22 protein-coding genes and 1 pseudogene are annotated in these 21,778 nt (G+C 69.7%); 14 read left to right on the top strand and 9 right to left on the bottom strand.

All coding sequences use genetic code 11. The annotated features are described in order from the left end of the window. Window positions 1-21 precede the first annotated feature (21 nt). Entirely contained in the window at window positions 22-330 is a 309-nt protein-coding gene (locus HNR22_RS15010; protein ID WP_179780906.1) for a 4a-hydroxytetrahydrobiopterin dehydratase, read from the bottom strand. Between the two features lie 183 nt (window positions 331-513). Here HNR22_RS15010 and HNR22_RS15005 point away from each other — a divergent pair, with 183 nt between their 5' ends. After that, entirely contained in the window at window positions 514-963 is a 450-nt protein-coding gene (locus tag HNR22_RS15005) for a (deoxy)nucleoside triphosphate pyrophosphohydrolase (protein WP_088950098.1), read from the top strand. Window positions 964-1,093: 130 nt separating this feature from the next. Here the strand turns inward: HNR22_RS15005 and HNR22_RS15000 are convergent, their stop codons facing one another. The 5 genes from HNR22_RS15000 to HNR22_RS14980 form a co-directional block, all read right to left on the bottom strand. Continuing rightward, window positions 1,094-2,158, bottom strand: a complete 1,065-nt coding sequence (locus tag HNR22_RS15000; RefSeq protein ID WP_179780905.1) for a succinate dehydrogenase/fumarate reductase iron-sulfur subunit — start codon at window positions 2,156-2,158, stop codon at window positions 1,094-1,096. After that, the gene (locus tag HNR22_RS14995) at window positions 2,155-4,083 is read right to left on the bottom strand and encodes a fumarate reductase/succinate dehydrogenase flavoprotein subunit (protein ID WP_179780904.1); all 1,929 of its coding nucleotides are present in this window, start codon (window positions 4,081-4,083) and stop codon (window positions 2,155-2,157) included. The genes HNR22_RS15000 and HNR22_RS14995 overlap by 4 nt, the downstream gene beginning before the upstream one ends. Window positions 4,084-4,095: 12 nt before the next feature. Continuing rightward, window positions 4,096-4,902, bottom strand: a complete 807-nt coding sequence (locus tag HNR22_RS14990; protein ID WP_179780903.1) for a hypothetical protein — start codon at window positions 4,900-4,902, stop codon at window positions 4,096-4,098. Between the two features lie 244 nt (window positions 4,903-5,146). Further along, on the bottom strand, window positions 5,147-6,553 hold the full coding sequence (locus HNR22_RS14985) for a metallopeptidase TldD-related protein (protein ID WP_179780902.1): 1,407 nt from the start codon (window positions 6,551-6,553) through the stop codon (window positions 5,147-5,149). Further along, entirely contained in the window at window positions 6,550-7,986 is a 1,437-nt protein-coding gene (locus HNR22_RS14980; RefSeq protein WP_179780901.1) for a TldD/PmbA family protein, read from the bottom strand. Before HNR22_RS14980 ends, HNR22_RS14985 begins: the two co-directional genes overlap by 4 nt. A 648-nt stretch (window positions 7,987-8,634) precedes the next feature. On the opposite strand from HNR22_RS14980, the gene HNR22_RS14975 reads away from it, so the two are divergent. The 5 genes from HNR22_RS14975 (at window position 8,635) to HNR22_RS14955 (ending at window position 14,579) form a co-directional block, all read left to right on the top strand. Further along, window positions 8,635-9,690: an oligopeptide/dipeptide ABC transporter ATP-binding protein gene (locus HNR22_RS14975; RefSeq protein WP_179783565.1), complete on the top strand. Its 1,056-nt coding sequence runs from the start codon at window positions 8,635-8,637 to the stop codon at window positions 9,688-9,690. Then, the gene (locus HNR22_RS14970; RefSeq protein WP_179780900.1) at window positions 9,687-10,688 is read left to right on the top strand and encodes an ABC transporter ATP-binding protein; all 1,002 of its coding nucleotides are present in this window, start codon (window positions 9,687-9,689) and stop codon (window positions 10,686-10,688) included. Before HNR22_RS14975 ends, HNR22_RS14970 begins: the two co-directional genes overlap by 4 nt. After that, a complete protein-coding gene (locus HNR22_RS14965; protein WP_179780899.1) occupies window positions 10,685-11,692 on the top strand; it encodes an ABC transporter permease subunit in 1,008 nt (335 codons plus the stop codon). Before HNR22_RS14970 ends, HNR22_RS14965 begins: the two co-directional genes overlap by 4 nt. A gap of 11 nt (window positions 11,693-11,703) precedes the next feature. Beyond that, the gene (locus tag HNR22_RS14960; protein WP_179780898.1) at window positions 11,704-12,690 is read left to right on the top strand and encodes an ABC transporter permease; all 987 of its coding nucleotides are present in this window, start codon (window positions 11,704-11,706) and stop codon (window positions 12,688-12,690) included. 146 nt (window positions 12,691-12,836) lie between these two features. After that, window positions 12,837-14,579: an ABC transporter substrate-binding protein gene (locus tag HNR22_RS14955; protein ID WP_179780897.1), complete on the top strand. Its 1,743-nt coding sequence runs from the start codon at window positions 12,837-12,839 to the stop codon at window positions 14,577-14,579. A 66-nt stretch (window positions 14,580-14,645) separates the two neighbouring features. On the opposite strand, the gene HNR22_RS14950 is transcribed toward HNR22_RS14955, so the two are convergent. Further along, window positions 14,646-15,071, bottom strand: a complete 426-nt coding sequence (locus tag HNR22_RS14950) for a hypothetical protein (RefSeq protein WP_179780896.1) — start codon at window positions 15,069-15,071, stop codon at window positions 14,646-14,648. Between the two features lie 150 nt (window positions 15,072-15,221). Between HNR22_RS14950 and HNR22_RS14945 the strand changes: the two genes are divergently transcribed. The 3 genes from HNR22_RS14945 (at window position 15,222) to HNR22_RS14935 (ending at window position 17,580) form a co-directional block, all read left to right on the top strand. Next, window positions 15,222-15,872, top strand: coding sequence for a DUF998 domain-containing protein (locus tag HNR22_RS14945; protein WP_179780895.1), 651 nt, complete (start codon window positions 15,222-15,224; stop codon window positions 15,870-15,872). A 33-nt stretch (window positions 15,873-15,905) separates the two neighbouring features. Next, window positions 15,906-16,277, top strand: a complete 372-nt coding sequence (locus tag HNR22_RS14940; RefSeq protein ID WP_179780894.1) for a YciI family protein — start codon at window positions 15,906-15,908, stop codon at window positions 16,275-16,277. Between the two features lie 64 nt (window positions 16,278-16,341). After that, window positions 16,342-17,580: an RNA polymerase sigma factor gene (locus tag HNR22_RS14935; RefSeq protein WP_343059822.1), complete on the top strand. Its 1,239-nt coding sequence runs from the start codon at window positions 16,342-16,344 to the stop codon at window positions 17,578-17,580. Window positions 17,581-17,668: 88 nt separating this feature from the next. Here HNR22_RS14935 and HNR22_RS30990 read toward each other — a convergent pair. Continuing rightward, window positions 17,669-18,369, bottom strand: a pseudogene (locus tag HNR22_RS30990) (XRE family transcriptional regulator). Between HNR22_RS30990 and HNR22_RS14925 the strand changes: the two are divergent. From HNR22_RS14925 to HNR22_RS31665, 3 genes are read left to right on the top strand one after another with little or no spacing between them, the layout of a single operon-like run. Continuing rightward, window positions 18,326-18,796, top strand: a complete 471-nt coding sequence (locus HNR22_RS14925; RefSeq protein WP_179780892.1) for a hypothetical protein — start codon at window positions 18,326-18,328, stop codon at window positions 18,794-18,796. The pseudogene HNR22_RS30990 and the gene HNR22_RS14925 sit on opposite strands and share 44 nt — an antisense overlap. A gap of 12 nt (window positions 18,797-18,808) precedes the next feature. Continuing rightward, window positions 18,809-19,006 carry a hypothetical protein gene (locus HNR22_RS14920; RefSeq protein ID WP_179780891.1) on the top strand — a complete coding sequence of 66 codons (198 nt, stop codon included), beginning with the start codon at window positions 18,809-18,811 and terminating at the stop codon, window positions 19,004-19,006. Between the two features lie 39 nt (window positions 19,007-19,045). After that, window positions 19,046-19,180 carry a hypothetical protein gene (locus tag HNR22_RS31665; protein WP_281374165.1) on the top strand — a complete coding sequence of 45 codons (135 nt, stop codon included), beginning with the start codon at window positions 19,046-19,048 and terminating at the stop codon, window positions 19,178-19,180. Window positions 19,181-19,389: 209 nt separating this feature from the next. On the opposite strand, the gene HNR22_RS14915 is transcribed toward HNR22_RS31665, so the two are convergent. Continuing rightward, entirely contained in the window at window positions 19,390-20,292 is a 903-nt protein-coding gene (locus HNR22_RS14915) for an NADP-dependent oxidoreductase (protein ID WP_179780890.1), read from the bottom strand. A gap of 105 nt (window positions 20,293-20,397) precedes the next feature. On the opposite strand from HNR22_RS14915, the gene HNR22_RS14910 reads away from it, so the two are divergent. Both HNR22_RS14910 and HNR22_RS14905 read left to right on the top strand, forming a co-directional pair. Next, window positions 20,398-20,796: a winged helix-turn-helix transcriptional regulator gene (locus HNR22_RS14910; protein ID WP_179780889.1), complete on the top strand. Its 399-nt coding sequence runs from the start codon at window positions 20,398-20,400 to the stop codon at window positions 20,794-20,796. 55 nt (window positions 20,797-20,851) lie between these two features. Beyond that, window positions 20,852-21,772 carry an SDR family NAD(P)-dependent oxidoreductase gene (locus HNR22_RS14905; RefSeq protein WP_246380879.1) on the top strand — a complete coding sequence of 307 codons (921 nt, stop codon included), beginning with the start codon at window positions 20,852-20,854 and terminating at the stop codon, window positions 21,770-21,772. The last annotated feature ends 6 nt before the right edge of the window (window positions 21,773-21,778 follow it).

The raw sequence follows: 21,778 nt of genomic DNA, 5'->3' as shown, positions 1-21,778 counted from the left end.
GTTCATAAGAATTGACGAGACTCAGGACTCGGTGACCGCCCGGTACGCGTCCTCGATGCGGGCGGCCAACAGAACCTCGCCCTCGGTCAGCGGCTCACCGTTGCCGTGCCCGACCCGGATCTGGGTGCTGTCGGACTGCCGGCTGATCTCCGGGCGAAGGTGCAGCGCATCCGCGACCACCTTGACCCGTTCAGTTAGTGCCGCGTGTTGGGTATCGTCGATCGCGAGCGTCCGTCGGATCTGCTCCCCCTCGCGTGTCCAACCAGACAGCAAGGTCAACGCGTCGGCAAGGTAGTCGTGCTTGGCCCTGCTGTTGAACAGCACGCGCATCACCGCACCCCCCAAGCGCCGTTGCCGGCTCGTGGCCAAATCGTCGCCATCCCGTGTCTTGTCGGTGTCCTCTAGTCTCTCGCCGCGCGGAAGGGGTGTCCACGCCCACACTTCCGTGTTCTATTGGCCTAGCGGACGGCTACGGTACCCAAACCGCCGATTGATCTGGCACCCTGGACGCCCGTGCGGACCGAACGGGCGAATGGTGGCGGGCAGGTCGAACGACGAGACCTGAAGGTGATCGTCGGCGCGGCGATAATCCGGGACGGGCGGGTGCTCGCCTGCGCGCGTTCCGCTCCGCCGGAAGTAGCGGGAATGTGGGAGTTTCCGGGCGGAAAGGTCGAGCCGGGCGAGGCGGAGATCGACGCGCTGATCCGGGAGTGCGTCGAGGAACTTGCCGTACGCGTCGAGATCGGCGACCGGGTCGGCCGTGACGTACGGATGGCGCACGGCCGCTCGGTGCTCAAGGTGTACGCGGCCCGCCTGCTCGACGGCGAGGAACCCCAGGCGTTGGAACACGAGGCGCTGCGCTGGCTAACCGCCGACGAGCTGGACTCGGTCACCTGGCTCCCCGCCGACGCCCCCATCGTCGCAGCCCTCCGCCCCCTCCTGCGGCCCCCCAGCTCCCGTTGATCATGAAGTTATCGCCGCGACACACGGAGCGAGTTGGCAATAACTTCATGATCGACCGGGGGTGGGCGGGGGGTGGGTGTGCGGACGGGGGCCGCGGCGATAGCCGCGGCCCCCGTCTTCGTTGAGGTTTCTAGTGCTTGTTGTCCTGGTCCGGGTGCGCGAAGTTGAGGTGCTCCGGAGGCAGCGGGAAGGTCACGTCGTCACCGAACGGCGACGGCGCGGCGGCCCGGTCGAACGTGAGCTCGGTCAGCGGAAGCTTGCCCCGGTCGTCCACCGCCGGAGCGGTCGGGTGGGGCACCTCCCGGTGCCAGTTGACGCCGCTTTGCGCCTGCGCCTCAGCCTGCGAGTCGTGGGAGCCACCCGCATGCGAGTGCAGCCCACCACGGGCTGAGCCCGGCGTCGGCGAGCCCTGACGGGCGGTGGTCACGCTGGTCTGGGGCGTCTCGCCCCGACGGAAGATCTTGCTACCAAGCCACACAAGGGGATCGTACCTGCGGTCGACGACCCGTTCCTTCATGGGGATGATCCCGTTGTCAGTGATCTTGATGTGCTCGGGGCAGACCTCGGTGCAGCACTTGGTGATGTTGCAGAAACCGAGGCCCTGTTCGGCCTGTGCGTACTCCTTGCGGTCCGTCCGGGTGTCCAACGGGTGCATGTCCAGCTCGGCCGCCCGGATGAAGTACCGCGGGCCGGAGAACGCCTGCTTGTTCTCGTCGTGGTCACGGATCACGTGGCAGACCGTCTGGCACAGGAAGCACTCGATGCACTTGCGGAACTCCTGCGAGCGCTCGACATCGACCTGCTGCATCCGGTAGTCACCCGGTGCGACGTCCGCCGGTGGGGCGAACGCGGGCGTCTCCCGTGCCTTCTCGTAGTTGAACGAGACGTCGGTGACCAGGTCCCGGATGACCGGGAAGGTACGCAGCGGGGTGACCGTGACCGTTTCCTCGTCGCCGAAGGTCGACATCCGGGTCATGCAGCCCAGCCGCGGCTTACCGTTGATCTCCATGGAGCAGGAGCCGCACTTGCCGGCCTTGCAGTTCCACCGGCAGGCCAGGTCGGGAGCGTCGGTGGCCTGCAAGCGGTGGATGACGTCGAGGACCACCTCGCCCTCGTTCACCTCCACCATGTAGTCCTGCAGGTCCCCGCCGGTCTCGTCGCCCCGCCAGATCCGGAACTGACGCTTCGCGCTCATCGGTTGTCCGCCTCTCCAGCGTCTGCGACGAGGGCGTCGAAGTCGGCCAGCTCCTCGTCGGTGAGGTACTTGGAAAGCTCCGCACGGTCGAAGAGGCCGATCAGCTCCGGCCGCATCTTCGGCAGCGGCTTACGGGTCAGCCGTACGCTGTCGCCGTCCAGCGAGCAGACCAGGTTGACCTGCCGCCACTTCGGCTCCATCGCCGGGTAGTCCTCCCGGGTGTGCCCGCCGCGCGACTCCTGCCGCTCCAGCGCCGCCTTCGCGGTGCACTCCGAGACCACCAGCATGTTGCGCAGGTCCAGGGCCAGGTGCCAGCCGGGGTTGTAGCGCCGGCCGCCGAACGCGCTTACCTTGGCGACCCGCTCGCGCAGCTCGGCGAGCCTGACGAGCGCGTCGGCCAGCTCACCCTCCCGCCGGATGATGCCGACGAGGTCACCCATGACCGCCTGGAGGTCCTGCTGCAGGGTGTACGGGCTCTCGCCGGTGTCGCGCTGCAGCGGAGCGAGCGCGGTCTCCACAGCAGCCTCGACCGCGTCCACTGCCACCTTGGGTCGGGCGGCGAGCCCGTCGGCGTAGCTGGCCGCGTGCCCGCCCGCCCGCTTGCCGAAGACCAGCAGGTCGGACAGGGAGTTGCCGCCCAGTCGGTTGGAGCCGTGCATGCCGCCGGAGACCTCACCGGCGGCGAACAGCCCGCGCACCGTGCCGAACGCCGCGCCGGAGTCGGGGTCCACCTCGACGCCGCCCATCACGTAGTGGCAGGTCGGGCCGACCTCCATCGCCTCCTTGGTGATGTCAACGTCCGCCAGCTCCTTGAACTGGTGGTACATCGACGGCAGGCGGCGACGGATCTCCTCGGCCGACTTGCGGGAGGCGATGTCGAGGTAGACGCCACCGGCGGGGGTGCCCCGGCCGGCCTTGACCTCGCTGTTGATCGCGCGGGCCACCTCGTCACGGGGCAGCAGCTCCGGCGGACGCCGGTTGTTGTCCGGGTCGGTGTACCAGCGGTCCGCCTCCTCCTCGGTCTCCGCGTACTGCTTGCGGAAGACGTCGGGGACGTAGTCGAACATGAACCGCTTGCCGTCGGAGTTCTTCAGCACGCCACCGTCACCACGCACCGACTCGGTGACCAGGATGCCCTTCACCGAGGGCGGCCAGACCATGCCGGTCGGGTGGAACTGGAGGAACTCCATGTTGATCAGCGTCGCCCCGGCGCGCAGCGCCAACGCGTGCCCGTCCCCCGTGTACTCCCAGGAGTTCGAGGTGACCTTGTAGGAGCGTCCGACACCGCCGGTCGCCAGCACGACGGCCGGTGCCTCGAAGAGGATGAACTCGCCCGACTCGCGGTAGTAGCCGAACGCGCCGGCCACCCGGTCACCGTCGAGCAGCAGCTCGGTGATGGTGGTCTCGGAGAACACCTTGATCCGGGCGTCGTACGAACCGAACTCCCGTTGGTCCTCCTGCTGGAGCGACACGATCTTCTGCTGGAGGGTGCGGATCAGCTCCAGGCCGGTCCGGTCGCCCACGTGCGCCAGGCGCGGGTACTCGTGGCCACCGAAGTTGCGCTGCGAGATCTTGCCGTCCTTGGTGCGGTCGAAGAGCGCACCATACGTCTCCAGCTCCCAGATCCGCTGCGGCGACTCCTTCGCGTGCAGCTCGGCCATCCGGAAGTTGTTCAGGAACTTGCCGCCGCGCATGGTGTCGCGGAAGTGCACCTGCCAATTGTCCCGGCTGTTCACGTTGCCCATCGCGGCGGCCGCGCCGCCCTCGGCCATCACCGTGTGCGCCTTGCCGAACAGCGACTTGGAGATGATCGCGGTCTTCTTGCCGGCCAGCCGGGCCTCGATCGCCGCGCGCAGACCGGCGCCGCCGGCCCCGATGACGACGACGTCGTAGTGGTGTCGTTCGATACGAGTGGTTGTGGTCATGTCAGGGGCCCTTTAGTTGATGAACCGCAGGTCGGAGAACCAGCCGGCCGCGAGCGCCATGATGTAGAAGTCGGCCAGCGCCAGGGTGCCGAGGGTGATCCAGGCGAGCTGCATGTGGCGGACGTTCAGGGCCGAGACGAACGTCCAGGCCTTGTAGCGCACCGGGTGCTTGGAGAAGTGCTTGAGCCGGCCGCCGATGATGTGCCGGCAGGAGTGGCAGGAGATCGTGTACGCCCAGAGCATCACCACGTTGAGCAGCAGGATGATGTTGCCGAGCCCGAAGCCGAAGCCCTTGGGGGAGTGGAAGGCGAGGATCGCGTCCCAGGTGTTGATCAGCGAGATGATCGCGGCGGCGTAGAAGAAGTAGCGGTGCAGGTTCTGACCGAGCAGCGGGAAGCGGGTCTCACCGCCGTACTCCTTGTGCCCGTCCGGGACGGCGCAGGCCGGCGGCGACAGCCAGAACGACCGGTAGTAGGCCTTGCGGTAGTAGTAGCAGGTGAGCCGGAAGAGCAGCAGGAACGGCAGGGTCAGCGCGGCGTCCGGGATGATCCACCAGCCGGGCAGGAACCGGCCGAAATGCGAGGCACCCTCGACACACCGGTCGGTCACGCACGGGGAGTAGAACGGGGTCAGGTAGTGGAACTGGTCCACCCAGTACCACTTGTGCATGAAGACCCGGACCGTCGCGTACGCGACCCAGGCGCTGAGCCCGATCACGGTGATCAGCGGGGCGAACCACCAGCGGTCGGTACGCAACGTCTTCGCCGCGATCGCGGCGCGCGCCCGCGCTCCCCGCGGCCTCGTTGCCGTTGAAGTCATTCGAGTCGTCTCCTCGACGGGCCCGTACGGGCGGGCGGATCTTTCTCCGGTCGGCACGCGGACCGGCGAACCCGCACCCGCTGCCACGTCATGCGCACACCAACGACCACGCCGGATCGACCGACGCAGCTAAGTGACACACGTTACGCCGATCTCTGCGAGCCGTCCGCGCAAGGGACCGTCCCGTGTGTCTGGCCTGCGGAAAAGGCCCTCGATGCGGCAGCCGGTGCCGCATCGCCGAACGTCAGCCCGAGGCGCCCCCGGTGAAGTGCCAGGACGCCAGCCGCACCGAGGGCGCCGACCACCATGCACCGTCCACCCGATCCGGTTGGCGCACCGCCCGCGCTCCCAGCCCGAGCACGGCCCCGGGCCCCAGCGCCCGCGGGTACGACTCGGTGAACCGCAGGTCGCGGACCGCCCGCACGACAGTGCCGTCCTCGATGAGCCAGACACCGTTGCGGGTCAACCCGGTGACGACGAGGCTCTTCGGGTCGAGCACCCGGGTGTACCAGAGGTCGCTGACCAGCAGCCCACGGCGTACGCCGGTGACGAGCGCGGCGGTGTCCGCGTCGACGACCGCTCCGGCCGCCGCGCCGGTGGTGCTCCGACCGGTCGCGCTGGCCGGGCCGGCCGTCGCGCCGGACAGCCGCAGGTTGCGTGCCATCGGGCCCCAGGTGGCGCCACCCGCGACAGCGTGCCCGGTGGACCGCGTACCCGCCTCGGCCGCCGTCCGCCGATCGTGGGCGACCGCCCGGGTGGTGCCCGCCTCGACCAGGGTCAGCGCCCCTCGCGCGGTGCCCTCCGCGTCGAACGGCAGACCGGACGCGCCCAGCGGGTCGTCCACCAGGGTCACCGCCCGGTCGAACTGGGCCGCCCCCGGCTCGACGAAGGACTGCCGCTCGGCGTACCGCTTGCCGTTGAAGCCGTACCAGGACAGGTTCTGCAACAGGTCCGCCACGGCGGCCGGCTCGAACACCACCTCGTAACGCCCCGGCGGCAGCTCCACCGGGTCGGCCGCCGCCTGCGCCTTCGCCGCGGCGTGCGCGCCCAGCTCAGCACCGTCGAGGTCGGAGAGCCGGTCGCTGGCGAACCGGGCCACCCCGTCCGCGCCGTCGCTGCGCGCGATGCCGTCCATCGCCGCCTCCGCCGAGCGGCCGTACGCCGTGTGCCCGGCCGAGTTGGCGAACGCCGACAAGCGGTGCGCGGTGCGGCAGTAGCCGGCGGTGCTGAGGCCCCCGGCGGCGGCCACGAATGCGCCAACCCGGTCGGCCCGCTGGTCCGGCTCGGCGTACGCGGTCGCCTCGTCGACGGGCGGCGCGGCCGGCACGGGCGTCGGTGCTACCAGCCCCGGCCAGCCCGGGTCCGGCGGGCAGAGACGCGCCGCCGCCAGGGTGCGCTCCACCAGCGCGCGCAGCCCGTCGGCGGTGACCACGCTGCCGCTGCCAGCGGCGGTCCGACCGTCGATGTGCAGCCGCAGCCGGACCCCGACGGTCGACTCCGCGACGTTCTGGTGGATGGCCGAGTTGGCGAACCGGGTCAGCGCCAGGTCCGCCCGGGTCACCACCGCGTCGGCCTGCGCGGCCGGACCGCCGAGGCGTCGAACCAGCTCGACGACCTGCCCGGCCAGCTCCAACTCGGAAGGCCCACTCACGCCGACACCCCCACCCGGACGTTCCTGAACCGGGCCGGTGCGGCCGGGTGGCCGGTGTGGCCGATCTGGCCGGGCTGGCCCTTGCCGCAGTTGGGCGTGCCCCAGGAGACCGTCTCGCTGGAGAGCATGTCCATCGAGCGCCAGAAGAGCGGGCCGATCCCGGTGTACGTGGGATTGCGCAGCATCCGCCCCCGCCGCCCCTTCTTGATCTCCCAGCCGACCTCGCAGCCGAACTGGAAGTTGAGCCGCTTGTCGTCGATCGACCAGGACCGGTTGAGGTCCATCAGAACGCCGTCGTCGGTGGCCGCGATGATCTCCTCCAGGGTGTGCGGGCCGGGTTCCAGACCGACGTTGGTCATCCGCACCATCGGCAGTCGGGCCCACCCGTCGGCCCGTACGCTGCCGCCGTAGTCGAGGCTGGCCATGGCGGCGGAGTCCCGGCCGGCGAGCACCCCCACCCAGCGACCGTCGCGGACCGCGTCCCGCTTGACCGCCGGGGAACCCTCGTCGTCGAAGCCGAAGCTGCCCAGCGCGCCAGGGATCGTGGGGTCGATGGTGATGTTCATCAGCTCGGAGCCGTAGCGCAGCGAGCCGAGCTGCGCCAGATCCAGCCAGGACGTGCCGGCGAACGCCGCCTCCCAGCCGAGGATCCGGTCCAACTCGATGGCGTGCCCGACCGACTCGTGGATCTGGAGGGCCAACTGCTCGCCGCCGAGGATCAGGTCGGTCTCGCCGGCGGGGCAGAGCGGCGCGGTCAGCAGCGCCCGGGACTCCTCGGCGATCTGCGCGGCGTGCGCGGCCAGGTCGAGCGACTCGACCAGCTCCCATCCCGTGGTGCCGTACTGCCCCCGGTAGCTGGGCCAGGACCGGCGCTGCGTCTCGCCGTCACCGATGGAGGTGGCGGAGATGCCGCCGCCGCACTCGCGGATCCGCTGGTCGATCCGGTGGCCCTCACTGGAGACGAACCATTTGGCGGTGTCCCAGATCTGGTAGAGGCCCTCGGCCAGGTCGGCGCCGTGTTCGGCCATCGTGCGCGTCGCGCCGACCAGCAGGTCACCCTTGTCCGACAGGGGCACCCCGAGCGGGTCGATCTGGCAGCCGGAGGCCCAGCTCGCGGTGACCGCCTCGGCCGGAACCAGGTCGACCGGCGGGCCCGGCACCCGCGCGCTCGCCATGGCCGTCCGCGTCGCGCGCCGGCCGGCGTCGCGGGCGGCGGCGTCGGAGAGATCGGGTACGGCGTAGAAGCCCCAACTCGCACCGACAAGTGCCCGGACACCGATGCCGATGCTCTCGTCCTGGGTCAACTCCTCCACGTCGCCGTTGCGCGCGGTCATCGACTCGTAGCGGCGGTGCATCACCCGCGCGTCGGCGTACCGGGCGCCCGCGTCGAGGGCGGCCTGGACGGCGGCGGTGGCCGCGTCGAACTCGGTCATGCGACCGACCCTAGGCCAGCCGACCGACACCCGTCAGGGGACGAGGTCCTCCGGCCGAATGACTCCGTCGCCCGCTCCCGCTCCAGCCCCGTCCCGCCGCGCTCGCCGCTCCGCTTGCCGCAAGATCACACAACATCATGGTTGTAGTGGTGTCGGCGTGTCAGTGATGTCACTAGATCCTGGTTCGAGCGTGACCTTGGCGGCGGTGGGCCCCAACCCCGCTTCCGGTCTCTCGGGGACGGTGGTTCGTCGTCAAGATCCACGCAACATCAGGGATGTTGCTGCCTCTTGCGTGTCGGAGGCAGCAACATCCGGGAAGTTGCGTAGATCTTGGCGCGGGGCGCGGGGCGCGGGGCGCGGGGCGCGGGGCGCGGGGCGCGGGGCGCGGGGCGCGGGGCGCGGCGACGTCGACGTCGACGTCGACAGCGCAGCCAAGGTGCGATCGCGGCATGAATGGGCGTGGATGGCGAGGTGACGGGGGTGCGGGGCCGATGCTGAGTCGTTACGCTCGGGCCCGCTGACACGTGCCGACTTTGTAGCTTATTTTCACCCTCGGGACTTTCCTGTAAGTTCCCTTCGTCACTGAGGGAGGTGGCCGTGGACAGCTCGGAACCGTTGCCGTCCGGCGATCCGGACGACCGTCCCGCCGTGCCGGCACAGCGCTCCGACGAGGACGCCTACCTGCGGGTGCGCGACCTGCGGGTCCAGTTCGACACCGAGGACGGCGTGGTGCGCGCGGTCGACGGGGTGTCGTTCGCCGTCGAGCGGGGCCGCACCCTCGGCATCGTGGGTGAGTCCGGTTCCGGCAAGAGCGTCACCTCGCTGGCGATCCTGGGCCTGCACGACCCCAAGCGGACCACCATCACCGGGGAGATCTCCGTCGGTGGTCGGCAGGTGGTCGGCCTCGGCGACGAGGACGTACGCCGGCTGCGCGGCCGGGACATGGCGATGATCTTCCAGGATCCACTGTCGGCGCTGCACCCGTACTACACGGTGGGTCGGCAGATCGCCGAGGCGTACCGGGTGCACCACCCGAAGGCCAACCGGCGCGAGGCCCGCCAGCGGGCGGTCGACATGCTGGACCGGGTGGGAATCCCGCAGCCGGCGCGCCGCTTCGACCAGTACCCGCACGAGTTCTCCGGTGGCATGCGCCAGCGGGCGATGATCGCGATGTCCCTGGTCAACGACCCGGCGCTGCTGATCGCCGACGAGCCGACCACCGCACTGGACGTCACCGTGCAGGCGCAGATCCTGGACCTGCTCGCCGACCTCCAGGCCGAGTTCCACTCCGCGATCATCCTGATCACCCACGACCTCGGAGTGGTCGGCCAGGTCGCCGACGACGTGCTGGTCATGTACGGGGGTCGTGCCATCGAGCGGGGCAGCGTCGAGCAGGTGCTCCGCTCGCCGCAGCACCCGTACACCTGGGGGTTGCTCTCCAGCGTGCCGTCGCTGCACGGCGACGCGGACGCGGACCTGGTGCCGATCCCCGGCAACCCGCCCAGCCTGATCAATCTGCCGTCCGGCTGCGCGTTCCACCCCCGCTGCCGGTACGCGGACCGTGCCGGCAGCCGTTCCCGCAGCGAGGTGCCCGAGCTGCGCGCGGCCGGGGCCGACGGCCACCTGGTCGCCTGCCACCTGAGCGCGCAGGAGCGGGCCGCGTTCTACGCCGAGGACGTCGCATCCGTGGGGGTGGCCCGATGACCGACGAACCACTGTTGCGGGTGCGCGGGCTGACCAAGCACTTCCCGGTACGCCAGGGGCTGCGCGCCACCGGCCTGGTGCGGGCGGTGGACGGCCTGGACTTCGACGTGCGACCCGGCGAGACGCTCGGGTTGGTGGGGGAGTCTGGCTGCGGCAAGACGACCACCGGTCGGATGCTGGTGCGGCTGCTGGAGCCGACGAGCGGCAGCATCGAGTTCGCCGGGCGGGACATCACGCACGCCGGCCGCCGGGAGCTGCGCCCGCTGCGTCAGGAACTCCAGATCATCTTCCAGGACCCGTACGCCTCGTTGAACCCGCGGCACACCGTGGGCCGGATCGTGGCGATGCCGTTGCAGGTCAACGGGATCAAGCCACCGGGTGGCGTGAAGGCCCGGGTGCAGGAGCTGCTGGAGCTGGTCGGGTTGAACCCGGAGCACTACAACCGGTACCCGCACGAGTTCTCCGGCGGTCAACGTCAGCGCATCGGCATCGCCCGCGCGTTGGCCCTGCGGCCCAAGCTGATCGTCGCCGACGAGCCGGTCTCCGCGCTGGACGTCTCGATCCAGGCGCAGGTGGTCAACCTGCTGCGCAACCTGCAACGGGAGCTGGGCCTGGCGTTCGTGTTCATCGCGCACGACCTGGCGGTGATCCGGCACTTCAGCCAGCGGGTCGCGGTCATGTACCTGGGTCGGATCGTGGAGATCGGCGACCGGGCGGACATCTACGAACGGCCCCAGCACCCGTACACCCGGGCGCTGCTCTCGGCGATCCCGGACGTCACCCAGCTCGGCCCGGCGGGTCGGATCCGGCTGACCGGTGACGTGCCGACCCCGCTCGACCCGCCGTCGGGCTGCCGGTTCCGCACCCGCTGCTGGAAGGCGCAGGACGTCTGCGCCACCGAGGAGCCGGCGCTGGTGCCGCGCGACGGTGGCCGGCAGGCCACCGCGTGTCACTTCCCCGAGGTGGCGGCTCCGATCTTCGAGGAGGTGCCGTCGTGAGCCTGTCCCCGGTGGAGGGTGTGGCGCTGGCCGAGATCGAGTCCCACCCGGACGCGAGCACGCCCGCCGCGAAGGGGGTCGTCGGCCGCTCACCCGGTCAGCTCGCCTGGATGCGACTGCGTCGCGACCGGACGGCCGTGGTCAGCGGCGTACTCCTGGTCTTCTTTCTGCTGTTGGGGCTGGCCGCCCCGCTGATCGAGATGGCCTACGGGATCGGGCCGCGGGAGCAGTTCCAGAACCTGCTGGACGGTTTCGGCATGCCACTGGGCTACGCCGGCGGTGTCACCGGGGACCACTGGTTCGGCCTGGAGCCGAACCTGGGTCGGGACATCTTCATCCGGTTGATCTACGGGTTGCGGACGTCGCTGTTCATCGCGTTCGCGGCGGCGCTGATCACCGCGACGATCGGGGTCGTGCTGGGCGCGCTCGCCGGCTACCTCGGCGGCTGGCTCGACGCGGTGATCAACTGGATCACCGACCTGACCCTGGCCATGCCCTTCCTGATCATCGCGCTGGCGCTCACCCCCACCGTCACGCTGCGCTTCTACGGTGAGCGGGGGCAGGTGTCGTCCGCCTTCGGGGTGGGCGTGCTGATCGCCGTCTTCGCCATCTTCGGCTGGACCAGCACGGCCCGGCTGGTTCGCGGGCAGGTGATCGCGCTGCGCGAACGGGAGTTCGTGGAGGCGGCCAGGGCCAGCGGGGCCGGGCTGGGGCACATGCTCTTCCGGCAGCTGCTGCCCAACATCTGGGCGCCGATCCTGGTGTCGTTCTCCCTGGCGGTGCCGCAGTTCATCACCAGCGAGGCCGCGCTGTCGTTCATCGGTGTCGGTCTCAGCGACGAGACCCCGAGCTTCGGCCGGATGATCTACGACAGCCTGGACTTCCTCCAGACCGACCCGGCCTACGTGTTCTTCCCGGGCATCATGATCTTCGCGCTGGTGTTCGCCTTCAACCTCTTCGGTGACGCGTTGCGTGACGCGCTCGACCCGAAGTCGTCCCGGTAGGGGTCAAAATCATGGCGCGATTTCTGCTCAAGCGACTCTTCTCCGCCACGCTGACCCTCTTCGCGGTGAGCGTGTTGACCTTCCTGATGTTCTTCGCCCTGCCGCGCGACCCGGTCAGCAGCATCTGCTCGAAGAACTGCAACCCGGAGCGGCTGGAGCGGGTCCGCGACGACCTGGGCCTGAACGACCCCCTGGTCAGCCAGTACGCCGGCTACATGAGGGGCATCGTCACCGGTCGCGACCTGGGCAGCGCCCAGGGTGGCCGGTGTGACGCGCCCTGCCTGGGCTGGTCGTACGTCACCAACGAGGCCGTCTCGGACACCATCGCCCGGGTGCTGCCGGTGACGCTGAGCATCGTGATCCCGGCGGCGATCCTCTGGTTGCTGCTCGGGGTCGGCCTCGGCATGGTCTCCGCGTTGCGGCGGGGCACCTGGCTGGACCGCCTGGCCATCGGCTTCTCGCTGACCGGCGCCTCGTTGCAGCTCTACTTCGTGGGCGCGGTGCTGCTGCTGGTCTTCGTCTACAACCTGCGGCTGCTGCCGGTGCCGAGCTACACGTCCCTCTTCGACAATCCGGCGAAGTGGGCCAGTGGGCTGGTGCTCGCCTGGGTGGCGCTGGCCTTCCTCTTCTCGGCGATCTACGCCCGGCTGTCCCGCGCGCAGATGCTGGAGACGCTGTCCGAGGACTTCGTCCGGACCGCGCGGGCCAAGGGCCTGGCCAAACCCAAGGTGTACGGGAGGCACGCGCTGCGCGCGGCGATCACCCCGGTGGTGACCATCGCCGGGCTGGACGTGGGCGGGGCGCTGGGCGGCACGGTGATCACCGAGACGACGTTCGGCATCCAGGGGTTGGGGCGTACGGCGGTGGACGCGGTGCGCTCGGGTGACCTGCCCACGATCATGGCCACGGTGCTGATCGCGGCCGTCTTCGTGGTGCTGGCGAACGTGCTGGTGGACCTGCTCTACGCCGCCATCGATCCACGGGTGCGGCTGCGCTGACGGCCGGGTGTCCGCCACACCCACCAATGGCGAAATTTATCGACAACTGTTACACAACTCGTAGGTTTTCTTCCTTACGATCCTCGGGACGTCGGCGGTTCTCGCCCCGACGAAACCGCACGGCACATGGGTGAAGGGGGTACTTCATGAGACCACGCGTGGTGGCTGCCGCAGGCGGCGCGATCGCTCTGGTTGTGGCATTGGGTGCGTGCTCGAAGAACACGGGCGAGGGCACCACTGTGGACACCGACCGGAAGCAGAGCGGGGTCATCGCGACCGACCCCAAGGACTCGCAGGGGCCGGCGGCCGAGGTGAGCGGCGCTGCGAAGGGCGGCGTCTTCAGCATCATCCGGGAGTCGCCGATCTCCCACCTGGACCCGCAGCGGACGTACTCGTTCGCCGGTCTGATGGCCAACCCCCTCTGGTCCCGTTACCTGACCACCTGGAAGGACGACGGCAAGGGCGGCCTGGTCCTGGTGGGCGACCTGGCCGAGACGCCGGGCAAGAACGTCAACAACGACTGCAAGGTCTGGGAATTCACCGTCAAGGACGGGGTGAAGTTCGAGGACGGCCGGCCGATCACCTCCAAGGAGATCGCGTACGGCATCGCCCGCTCCTTCGACCCGGACCTCTCCGGCGGCCCGACCTACATCCAGGAGTGGCTGGCCGACACCGCGCAGTTCGACACCAAGTGGGACTTCAAGAAGAACAAGACGTCGCTGCCGCCGGGCCTGAGCACGCCGGACGCGAAGACGCTGCGCTTCGAGTTCGCCAAGCCCCGCTGTGACCTGCCGTTCGCGGTCTCGCTGCCGACCACCGCGCCGCTGCCCGCCGACAAGGACACCGGCGTCGACCTGGACAAGCAGCCGTTCTCGTCCGGGCCGTACAAGGTCGCCAAGAACCAGGTCGGCGTGTCGATCACCCTGGACCGCAACCCCAACTGGGACCCGAACACCGACCCGGTCCGGCACCAGTACCCGGACCAGTTCGTCTGGAGCTTCGGCCCGACCGCGGACGCCGCCAACAACCGGGTGATCGCCGACAACGGCGCCGACCAGAGCGCGCTCGCCTTCAACACCGTGCCCGCCTCGCTGGTCGCCAAGGTCGCCGGGGACGCATCGCTCAAGTCGCGGACGATCCTCTCGCCGACTCCGAGCGCCAACCAGCTCGTCATCAACAACCAGCGGGTCACCGACCTGAAGGTGCGCCAGGCGCTCAACTACGCCATCGACCGGGAGGGGATGATCAAGGCGCTCGGCGGCCAGACCGTCGCCGCCCCCCTGACCACGCTGATGCCGTCGGCCACCATCGGCTACAAGGCGTACGACGCGTACCCGGCGGGCGCCAACGGCAACGTCGACAAGGCCAAGGAGCTGCTCGGCGGCAAGACGCCGGAGCTGGTTCTCGGTGTCGCCGACAACTCGACCGAGCAGCAGCAGGGTGCCCAGCTCAAGGCGAACCTGGAGCGTGCCGGCTTCAAGATCACTGTCCGGAACATCTCGGACGACGCGAAGCTCGACGAGATCAAGAAGAAGGACAATCCCTGGGACCTGTACATCGGTAACTGGGCGGCGGACTGGCCCAGCGGGGCGTCGATCCTGCCGGTGCTCTACGACGGCCGCACCATCAAGGCCGAGGGCAACAGCAACCAGTCCTACTTCAACGACCCGGCGATCAACGCGGAGATGGACCGCATCCTGGCACTGGCCCCGGCCGACCAGGGACCGGAGTGGGCCAAGCTCGACGAGCGGATCATGAAGGAGTTCGCACCGGTGGTGCCGCTCTACGTCGACGTGGCCTACAACGTGCACGGGTCCAAGGCGGGCGGGATCTTCATCTCCAGCGTCTTCGGCTACCCGTCGTTCGTGAACGCGCACGTCAAGCCGTAAGTCACACCGCAGACAGGGGTCCCCTCCCGACGACGCCGTCGGAAGGGGACCCTGCTGTTTCTGGTCTCAGATCCGGCTCATGGTGGAGGCGTAGCCGCCTCCGCCGGGGTAGGTCCACTCGCCGGTGACCGTGGTGTCGTCGGCGCTGAACGTGCCCTCGTAGTACGCCGGGCTGCCTTTCGCGCCGGCCCAGATGGTCAGCTTGTCGCCGGCGAGTTCGTAGACGTAGTCGAAGGTGTTGCCGGTCGTGTCGTAGAACCGTGACACCACGTCCGTGCCGACCGGCTCACCGAACGGGTGCAGGTTGCCGATGACTTCCAGCCCGGTGACGGGTTGGCCGAACTGACTTAGTTCGACGTGCTGAAGCAGGAAGAACCGGCCGACCATCCACTCGTACCGCACGGTGCCCTCGGCGCCGCCGGTCACCGACCAGGTGCCGACCAGACGGTCCAGGGCGGTGAGTTCGGCGCTCGGCTGGGTGTACTCAGACAACGGGTCCTCCTCGGTGGGTGCTTGCCGGTACCTCGAAGGCGGCGCTCGGGCTTTGACGTCGACGCCACGTGACCCAGGTCACCCTCTCTGGGCGTCAAGGTTCGCGGTGCGGCCGCGAGGTAGCGGCAAGCACCCACCACGGAGGAATTCATGGCCACCACCACCGCCACCGTTCCCACCCGCCGCCGCTCGTCCGAGCGCCTGCTCCTCGCCGGTAGCCTCGCCGGACCGGTGTTCTTCGCCTCGGCCGTGACGCAGATGCTCACCCGGGAGGGCTACGACATCACGCGGCACCCGATCAGCCAGCTGGCCACCGGACGTCTCGGCTGGATCCAGATCACCACATTCGTGCTCGCCGGCCTCGGCGCGATCGCCCTCGCCGTCGGCGCCCGGCGCACGCTCACCGAGGGCACCGGCCGACGTGCGCTGCCAATCTTTGTCTTGATCTTCGGTGCCGGGCTCGTCGCGGCCGGGGTGTTCACCATGGATCCGGAGTACGGCTTCCCGGTAGGGACTCCGGACGGGCCGGTCGGCGAGATGTCCTGGCACAGCATCGTGCACTCGGCAGCGGCCGCCATCGCCTTCACCGCGCTGGCCGTCGCCGCCATCGTGCTGTCCATCCGTCACATCCGCCGTCGGGCCGCCCTGCTGGCGGTGCTGAACGGCCTCGCCGCGCTCATCCTGCTGATGCCGATGTCGCCGAGCCACATGAGCATTCAGATCGCAGTGAACGGCCTGGTCGCCTTCACCTGGACGACGGCCGTCGCCCTCTCCCTGCGCCGTTCGAGCTGGTCGGCGTAGCGTGACCCGAGCCCCGCGAACACGAGGATGACCATGAAGTATCTGCTGCTCAGCTACACGCCGGCCGCAGCCTGGGACGCCGCGACCGCCGACACCCCGTCCGAGGAGGCGCTAGCCGCGTTCGCCGCGTACCAGCGGTTCGAACAGGAGCTGATCGAGACCGGCGAGTTCGTCAGCAGCGAGGGACTCGGTCACCCGGCGGTCAGCACCACGATCCGCAGGACCCCGACCGGCGTGGTGGCCACCGATGGCCCGTTCGTCGAGCTCAAGGAGGTCCTGGCGAGTTTCGCGGTGATCGACGTGAGCAGCCAGGAGCGCGCGGTCGAGATCGTCTCGCGGATGGTCGATGTTCTGGGCGAGCCGATGGAGATCCGGCCGATCATGGGTGCGGACTTCGTGGCATGACCAGCCGCGTTCAGCATGGCCCGACGGCGGCAGACTGGGAGGGCACCCGAACGGCAGGACCGGCGTGACACCTGACGTCGAGCATCTGCTGCGCACCGAGGCGCCGCAGGTTCTCGGCGCGCTGGTGCGGCGCTTCGGTCACTTCGACATCGCCGAGGACGCGGTCCAGGAGGCCCTGCTCGCCGCGAGCAGGATTTGGCCGGCAGACGGCGTACCGGAACACCCGCGCAGCTGGCTGATCCGGATCGGGTACCGGCGGATGGTCGACCTGCTCCGCACCGACCAGGCCCGACGCCGCCGCGAGCGGCACGCCGGCATGAGCGAACTGGCGATGCGAGACCCGAGCCGGCAGACGGGCCCTGCGCAGGAAACCGATGACAGTCTCACGCTTCTGCTCCTGTGCTGTCACCCCGCGCTGAGCCCCACCTCCCGGGTGGCGCTCACGCTGCGCGCGGTCGGCGGCCTGACGACCACCGAGATCGCACACGCCTACGGGACGACCGAGAACACCATGGGCGCCCGGATCAGCCGCGCCAAACAGCAACTGGCCCGCGCCGGCGCCCGGTTCACGCCGCCAACCGACGCCGACCGCGACAGTCGGCTGAACGCCGTCATGCAGGTGCTCTACCTGATCTTCAACGAGGGCTACACCGCCTCCACCGGAGACGAACTGGCCCGCGTGGACCTGACCCGGGAGGCGATCCGGCTGACCCGCATGCTCCGTGACGCCCTGCCGGACGACCCCGAGGTGACCGGGCTACTCGCTCTGATGCTGCTGACCGAGTCGCGGCGCGCTGCCCGTACCGACGGCGACGAGTTGGTGCCGCTGGACGAGCAGGATCGGACCCGGTGGGATCACGAGCTGATCCGCGAGGGCACCGAGCTGATCGACAGCGTTTGGCCGCGGCGCGAGATCGGTGCGTACCAGCTACAGGCGGCAATTGCGGCCGTGCACACGGCGGCCGCGTCGCCGGACCTGACGGACTGGCCACAGATCGCGGCACTGTACCTGGGACTGGAACACCTCAGCCCGACCGCACCGGTACGGCTGAGCCGGGTGGTCGCGGTCGCGCACGCGTACGGGCCGGCCCGGGGGCTGGCCCTGCTCGACGACCTCAACCGGAGCTACCACCTGGACGAGGAACCGCTGACCCGGCAACGCGAACGCGCGATCCGCGCACACCTGCTCGAGATGACAGGTGACACGGTCGGCGCGGCGGGGCGGTACCGGGAAGCTGCCGCCCTGAGCCGGAACCAGGTCGAACAGCGGTACCTCCAACGCCGAGCCCACGCCCTCGGCTGACCGATCCTCAGCCGACGTCCGCGCATCAGCGCCATCAGCGTGCGCATCGACGTCCCAGCAGGCGCTGCAGGCGGGGTAGCGCCTTGTCCTATTCGGGCGACCTGTTGTAGTGGTCGAGCGTCGCCTTGGACGTGGAAGCATCCCGGAAGGTCAGCTCCCACGGGCCGGTGTTGACGTCCATGTCCTTGCCGAACCCGACCCATTTCCCGGCCATCCGTCGGCCGGTGGGCTCTACCAGTAGCTGGATTGCGCCGTGGTACCGGGCTCCCCGGTAGTAGCCGGCGGGATCGGTCTGCTCCACCAGGTGCCGGTGACCACGACACCGTCCACGGTGAGATCCATTGACAGCGACGATGCCGCCGAGCCGGGCAGGCTGCGCACGGTTAGCCGGTCGCCGTGCTGGAGGACAACCACGAAGTGCTGCCCGGCGAATGAATCTCCCCGCCCGCTGGAGTGGTATTGGTAGCGGCTGAGCCAGACACCTTCGTAGGACGCGTGGACCGCGAGCGGCTTGGGTGTCGGCGTGGCCAGGGTGGACATGGGCGAGGTCAGGTCGTGGCCACCGTGTTGGTCATCGACGGCATGGCCATTGGGTATCGCGGCGAAGCCGAGCAGCGATACCGGCAGGCCGGTGACGACCTCCAGGGCGCGGGCGTACACGGGCCGCGGTGCGGCGATCGCGCCAGATTCCCAGCGCTGGACGAGTCTCTTGTTTGCGTCGTTGGGCTCGACGGACCGTGACGTGATGTCGGCCGAACGGTTGGCTCTGGAGGTGCGGCATGCGTGGATGACCTACCAGCACGCCCGGTACCCGCGTCTGGCGGAGCTGCTGCCCGCGTTGGTGACCGAGATGCATCGCGCCCACGCGCAGGACCCGGAGGCCGGACGGGTGGCGGTGGTGGAGGCGTATCGGGTGACGGCCGCGCTGCTGGTCAAGCTGGGCGAGGGGAACCTCGCCTGGTTGGCCGCTGACCGGGCGATGTCAGCCGCCGCCGGTGACCGGGTGTTGTTGGCCTGCGCGGCGGTGCAGTTGGGCCAGGTACTGCGGGCATCGGTTCGGGCAGGGCCGGTGATGCTCGCCGCCGCCTCCCAGATCGCCCCTGGCACGCCGGGAGAGTTGTCACTGCGTGGATCGCTGCTGGTGCAGGCCGCCCTGATCGCGGCCAGGGCGGTCGACGATCGGGTGGTCGGTGAGCTGCTGGACGAGGCGGCCTAGCTGGCCGATCGGGTGGGCGACGGTCACGACCACTACCGGACGGCGTTCGGGCCGACGGCCGTCGAGCTGGCGCGGGTCGCCGCCGCAGTGGAGTTGGGCGACGGGCCACAGGCGGTCGCCCGGCACGAGAAGGCGATCGGGCGGAACGGGTGGCGGTGGCTGCCGGTCGAGCACCGTGCTGCGCACCTGATCGACGCGGCGCGCGCCTAGCTCCAGACGGACGACCTCACCAACGCGGCCCGGGTCCTGTTGCAGGCCGAGCGCATCGCACCCGCCGAGATCCGCGACCGGCCAGCCGTGCGGGACGTGGTCGCCCAGGTCGCCCGTGACCCGAACGCCCCAGCCACGATCACGCAGCTCGCCATCGGCCTCGGGGTGCTGTGAGCGTGGCGGGTTCACCCCAAATGGCGTCCAAGGTCACGCTCGATCCTGGATCGAGTGGCTATCTGCCGCCGGGATGCCACTCCATCCTGGATCGAGCGCGATCTTGGGGAGTTGGCCGCGTATCGACGCCCACTCTGCGATCTCAACCGGCTTGAGATGCAAGCACATGGCGCGAGCGGCATGCGCGACGGCCAGGCTTTCGCTGCGGGTCAGGGGACGAGCACCACGCCGCCGCGTACGCCGCCTCGGGACAGCCGGTCATGGGCTGCCGCCGCGTCGGCGAAGGGGTACACGCCAGCGACCCGGAGCGGGACGTCGCCGCTGGTGACGAGTTTGACCAGCTCGCCCAGCCGGGATCCGTCCGGTATCACCTCCAGCGCGAAGGTCCGGATTCCCCGCACCGACTCCGGGCGGAGCGGGGGTGACGCGGCCACGTAACCGCCGCCGTCCCGGACGAGGTCCAGCAGCGAGGACCCGATCACCGCCAGGTCGATGACCGCGTCGAACGTCCCCGTCGGGTCGTCGGCGCGCGACAGGAACGCGGCGCCCAGCGACTCGACGAACTCACGGTCGTCGAGCCCGGCGAGTCCCGTGGCGTGCAGGCCGGTCGCCCGGGCCAGGGCCAGAACGAACCCACCGACCTGCCCGGCGGCACCGGTGACGAGCACTGTCGAACCCGCGGGGAGCGCGAGCAGGTCGAGGGCCTGGGCGGCGGCGAGGCCGTTGGTCGGCAGGGTCGCCGATTCGGTGGCGGGGACGCCGGTGGGCGCGGAGGTCAGCCAGGCGGCATCGAGGACCACGTACTCCGCGTGGGCGCCGACAGTGGTTTGCAGCCACGGCGAGAAGCCGATGACCTCGTCGCCGATCCTGAACTCCTCGACCGACGGGCCGACCGCGTCGACGCTGCCGGCAACGTCCCAGCCGGGCGTGTACGGCAGACCGGTCGGCAGCGGGGCCGGGAACCGACCGGAGCGGACCATCAGATCGACCGGATGGACGACCGACGCCGCGACCCGCACCCGGACCTGCCCCGGCCCTGGCTCGGGCACCGGCACCTCGGCCACGTGCAGGACCTCCGGCCCTCCGAACTCTGCATAGCTGACTGCGCGCATCGTCGTCTCCTTCATGGGATTTCGTGTTCACCACGACCGTACGAATCGTCGGCACTGTGAGTAAGTAGGTACCTTGAAGTGCCTAGGGCACCCGGAGGAGGCAGCATGGCGACGACGAGCGCGGCGCAACGCCGTGAGCAGGCCAAACGCGACTACGACGCGTTCCTGGAACAGTGCCCCACCCGTGAGCTGCTGAGCAGGCTCACCGACAAGTGGGTCGCCCTGGTGATCCCAGCGCTCGCCAGTGGCCCGCAGCGGCACGGCGAGCTCGCCCGCCGCGTCGCCGGCGTCAGCCAGAAGATGCTCACCCAGACCCTGCGCACGCTAGAGCGCGACGGCCTGGTCACCCGCACGGTCACCGCCTCGGTGCCGGTCCGCGTCGACTACGAACTCACCCCGCTCGGCCATGAGCTGTTCCCGGTCATGATCGCGATCAAGAACTGGGCGGAGACGCACATGGACCGCGTCTTCGACGCCCGGACGCAATACGACGCACGCCCCTGAGCGCATCGACCAGAGCGTGCCATCAGACGCTGCCCCTCAAGGCCGACCAGAGGACTTGCGTCGCCGCGGGTTCGCGTTTGCGTTCGCGCGCGCTCAAAGCCATAGCTTTGCCGCCATGACGACACAGACCTGGATCATCACCGGTGCGTCCCGCGGTTTCGGGCGAGCACTGGCGGAGTCGGCGCTCGCCGCGGGCGATCATGTGGTGGCGGCGGTACGCCGGCCGGACAGCGTGGCCGACCTGGCGGCCAAACACCCCGACAACTTTCTGATCGCGAACTTCGACGCCCGGGACATCGCTGCGGCGGCGTCGCTCGTGCGGGCCGCCCTCGACCGCTTCGGTCAGCTTGACGTTCTCGTCAACAACGCGGGCCGGGCAGTTGTCGGAGCGGTCGAGGAGGTCAGCGACGCGCAGCTGCGCGAGTTGATGGATCTGCACCTGTTCGGCCCGGCCGCGCTCGTGCGGGCGGCGTTGCCCGCGATGCGTAGCCGGGGCGCCGGGATGATCGTGCAGATGAGCAGCCAGGGCGGGAGGATGGCGTTTCCCGGCGTATCGGCCTACTCCGCGTCGAAGTTCGCCCTCGAAGGCTGGTCCGAGGCGCTGGCCGGGGAGGTCGCACCGTTCGGGATCCGCGTGATGATCGTTGAACCGAGCCGGTTCCGGACCGACTTCAACGCCGCCGACGTACTCGAATTCACCGAGGCGTCCGAAACCTACCGTGATCTGCTCGCCGCCGTCCGCGCGGACATGGCCGGGACCGACGGCCGCCAGGAAGGTGACCCAACGCGGGCGGCGGAGATCATCGTGTCCCTCGCACACAGCAACGAGGTGCCGCTGCGTCTGCCGCTCGGGCGCGAAGCGGTCGAGCGCATCTCGGGCGTGTACCGGCGTGGTCTGGACGAGGTCGAGCGGTGGGCCGAGACTGCCCGCAGCGCCGACTTTGACGGCGTCCCGGCGTCGGTCCGGCCGATCTAGGGTGAT

It is taken from the genome of Micromonospora jinlongensis (genome assembly GCF_013410645.1).
GTDB lineage: Bacteria > Actinomycetota > Actinomycetes > Mycobacteriales > Micromonosporaceae > Micromonospora > Micromonospora zamorensis.
The sequence above is the reverse complement of the archived record's forward strand: the minus strand, read 5'-3'. Positions and strand labels throughout refer to the sequence as shown.

Bases quoted from the DNA above. Each gene is read 5' to 3' on its own strand.
- HNR22_RS15010 (WP_179780906.1), bottom strand. From the start codon at position 330: ATGCGCGTGCTGTTCAACAGCAGGGCCAAGCACGACTACCTTGCCGAC.
- HNR22_RS15000 (WP_179780905.1), bottom strand. From the start codon at position 2,158: ATGAGCGCGAAGCGTCAGTTCCGGATCTGGCGGGGCGACGAGACCGGC.
- HNR22_RS14995 (WP_179780904.1), bottom strand. From the start codon at position 4,083: ATGACCACAACCACTCGTATCGAACGACACCACTACGACGTCGTCGTC.
- HNR22_RS14990 (WP_179780903.1), bottom strand. From the start codon at position 4,902: ATGACTTCAACGGCAACGAGGCCGCGGGGAGCGCGGGCGCGCGCCGCG.
- HNR22_RS14980 (WP_179780901.1), bottom strand. From the start codon at position 7,986: ATGACCGAGTTCGACGCGGCCACCGCCGCCGTCCAGGCCGCCCTCGAC.
- HNR22_RS14970 (WP_179780900.1), top strand. From the start codon at position 9,687: ATGACCGACGAACCACTGTTGCGGGTGCGCGGGCTGACCAAGCACTTC.
- HNR22_RS14960 (WP_179780898.1), top strand. From the start codon at position 11,704: ATGGCGCGATTTCTGCTCAAGCGACTCTTCTCCGCCACGCTGACCCTC.
- HNR22_RS14955 (WP_179780897.1), top strand. From the start codon at position 12,837: ATGAGACCACGCGTGGTGGCTGCCGCAGGCGGCGCGATCGCTCTGGTT.
- HNR22_RS14945 (WP_179780895.1), top strand. From the start codon at position 15,222: ATGGCCACCACCACCGCCACCGTTCCCACCCGCCGCCGCTCGTCCGAG.
- HNR22_RS14940 (WP_179780894.1), top strand. From the start codon at position 15,906: ATGAAGTATCTGCTGCTCAGCTACACGCCGGCCGCAGCCTGGGACGCC.
- HNR22_RS14925 (WP_179780892.1), top strand. From the start codon at position 18,326: ATGTCGGCCGAACGGTTGGCTCTGGAGGTGCGGCATGCGTGGATGACC.
- HNR22_RS14915 (WP_179780890.1), bottom strand. From the start codon at position 20,292: ATGCGCGCAGTCAGCTATGCAGAGTTCGGAGGGCCGGAGGTCCTGCAC.
- HNR22_RS14910 (WP_179780889.1), top strand. From the start codon at position 20,398: ATGGCGACGACGAGCGCGGCGCAACGCCGTGAGCAGGCCAAACGCGAC.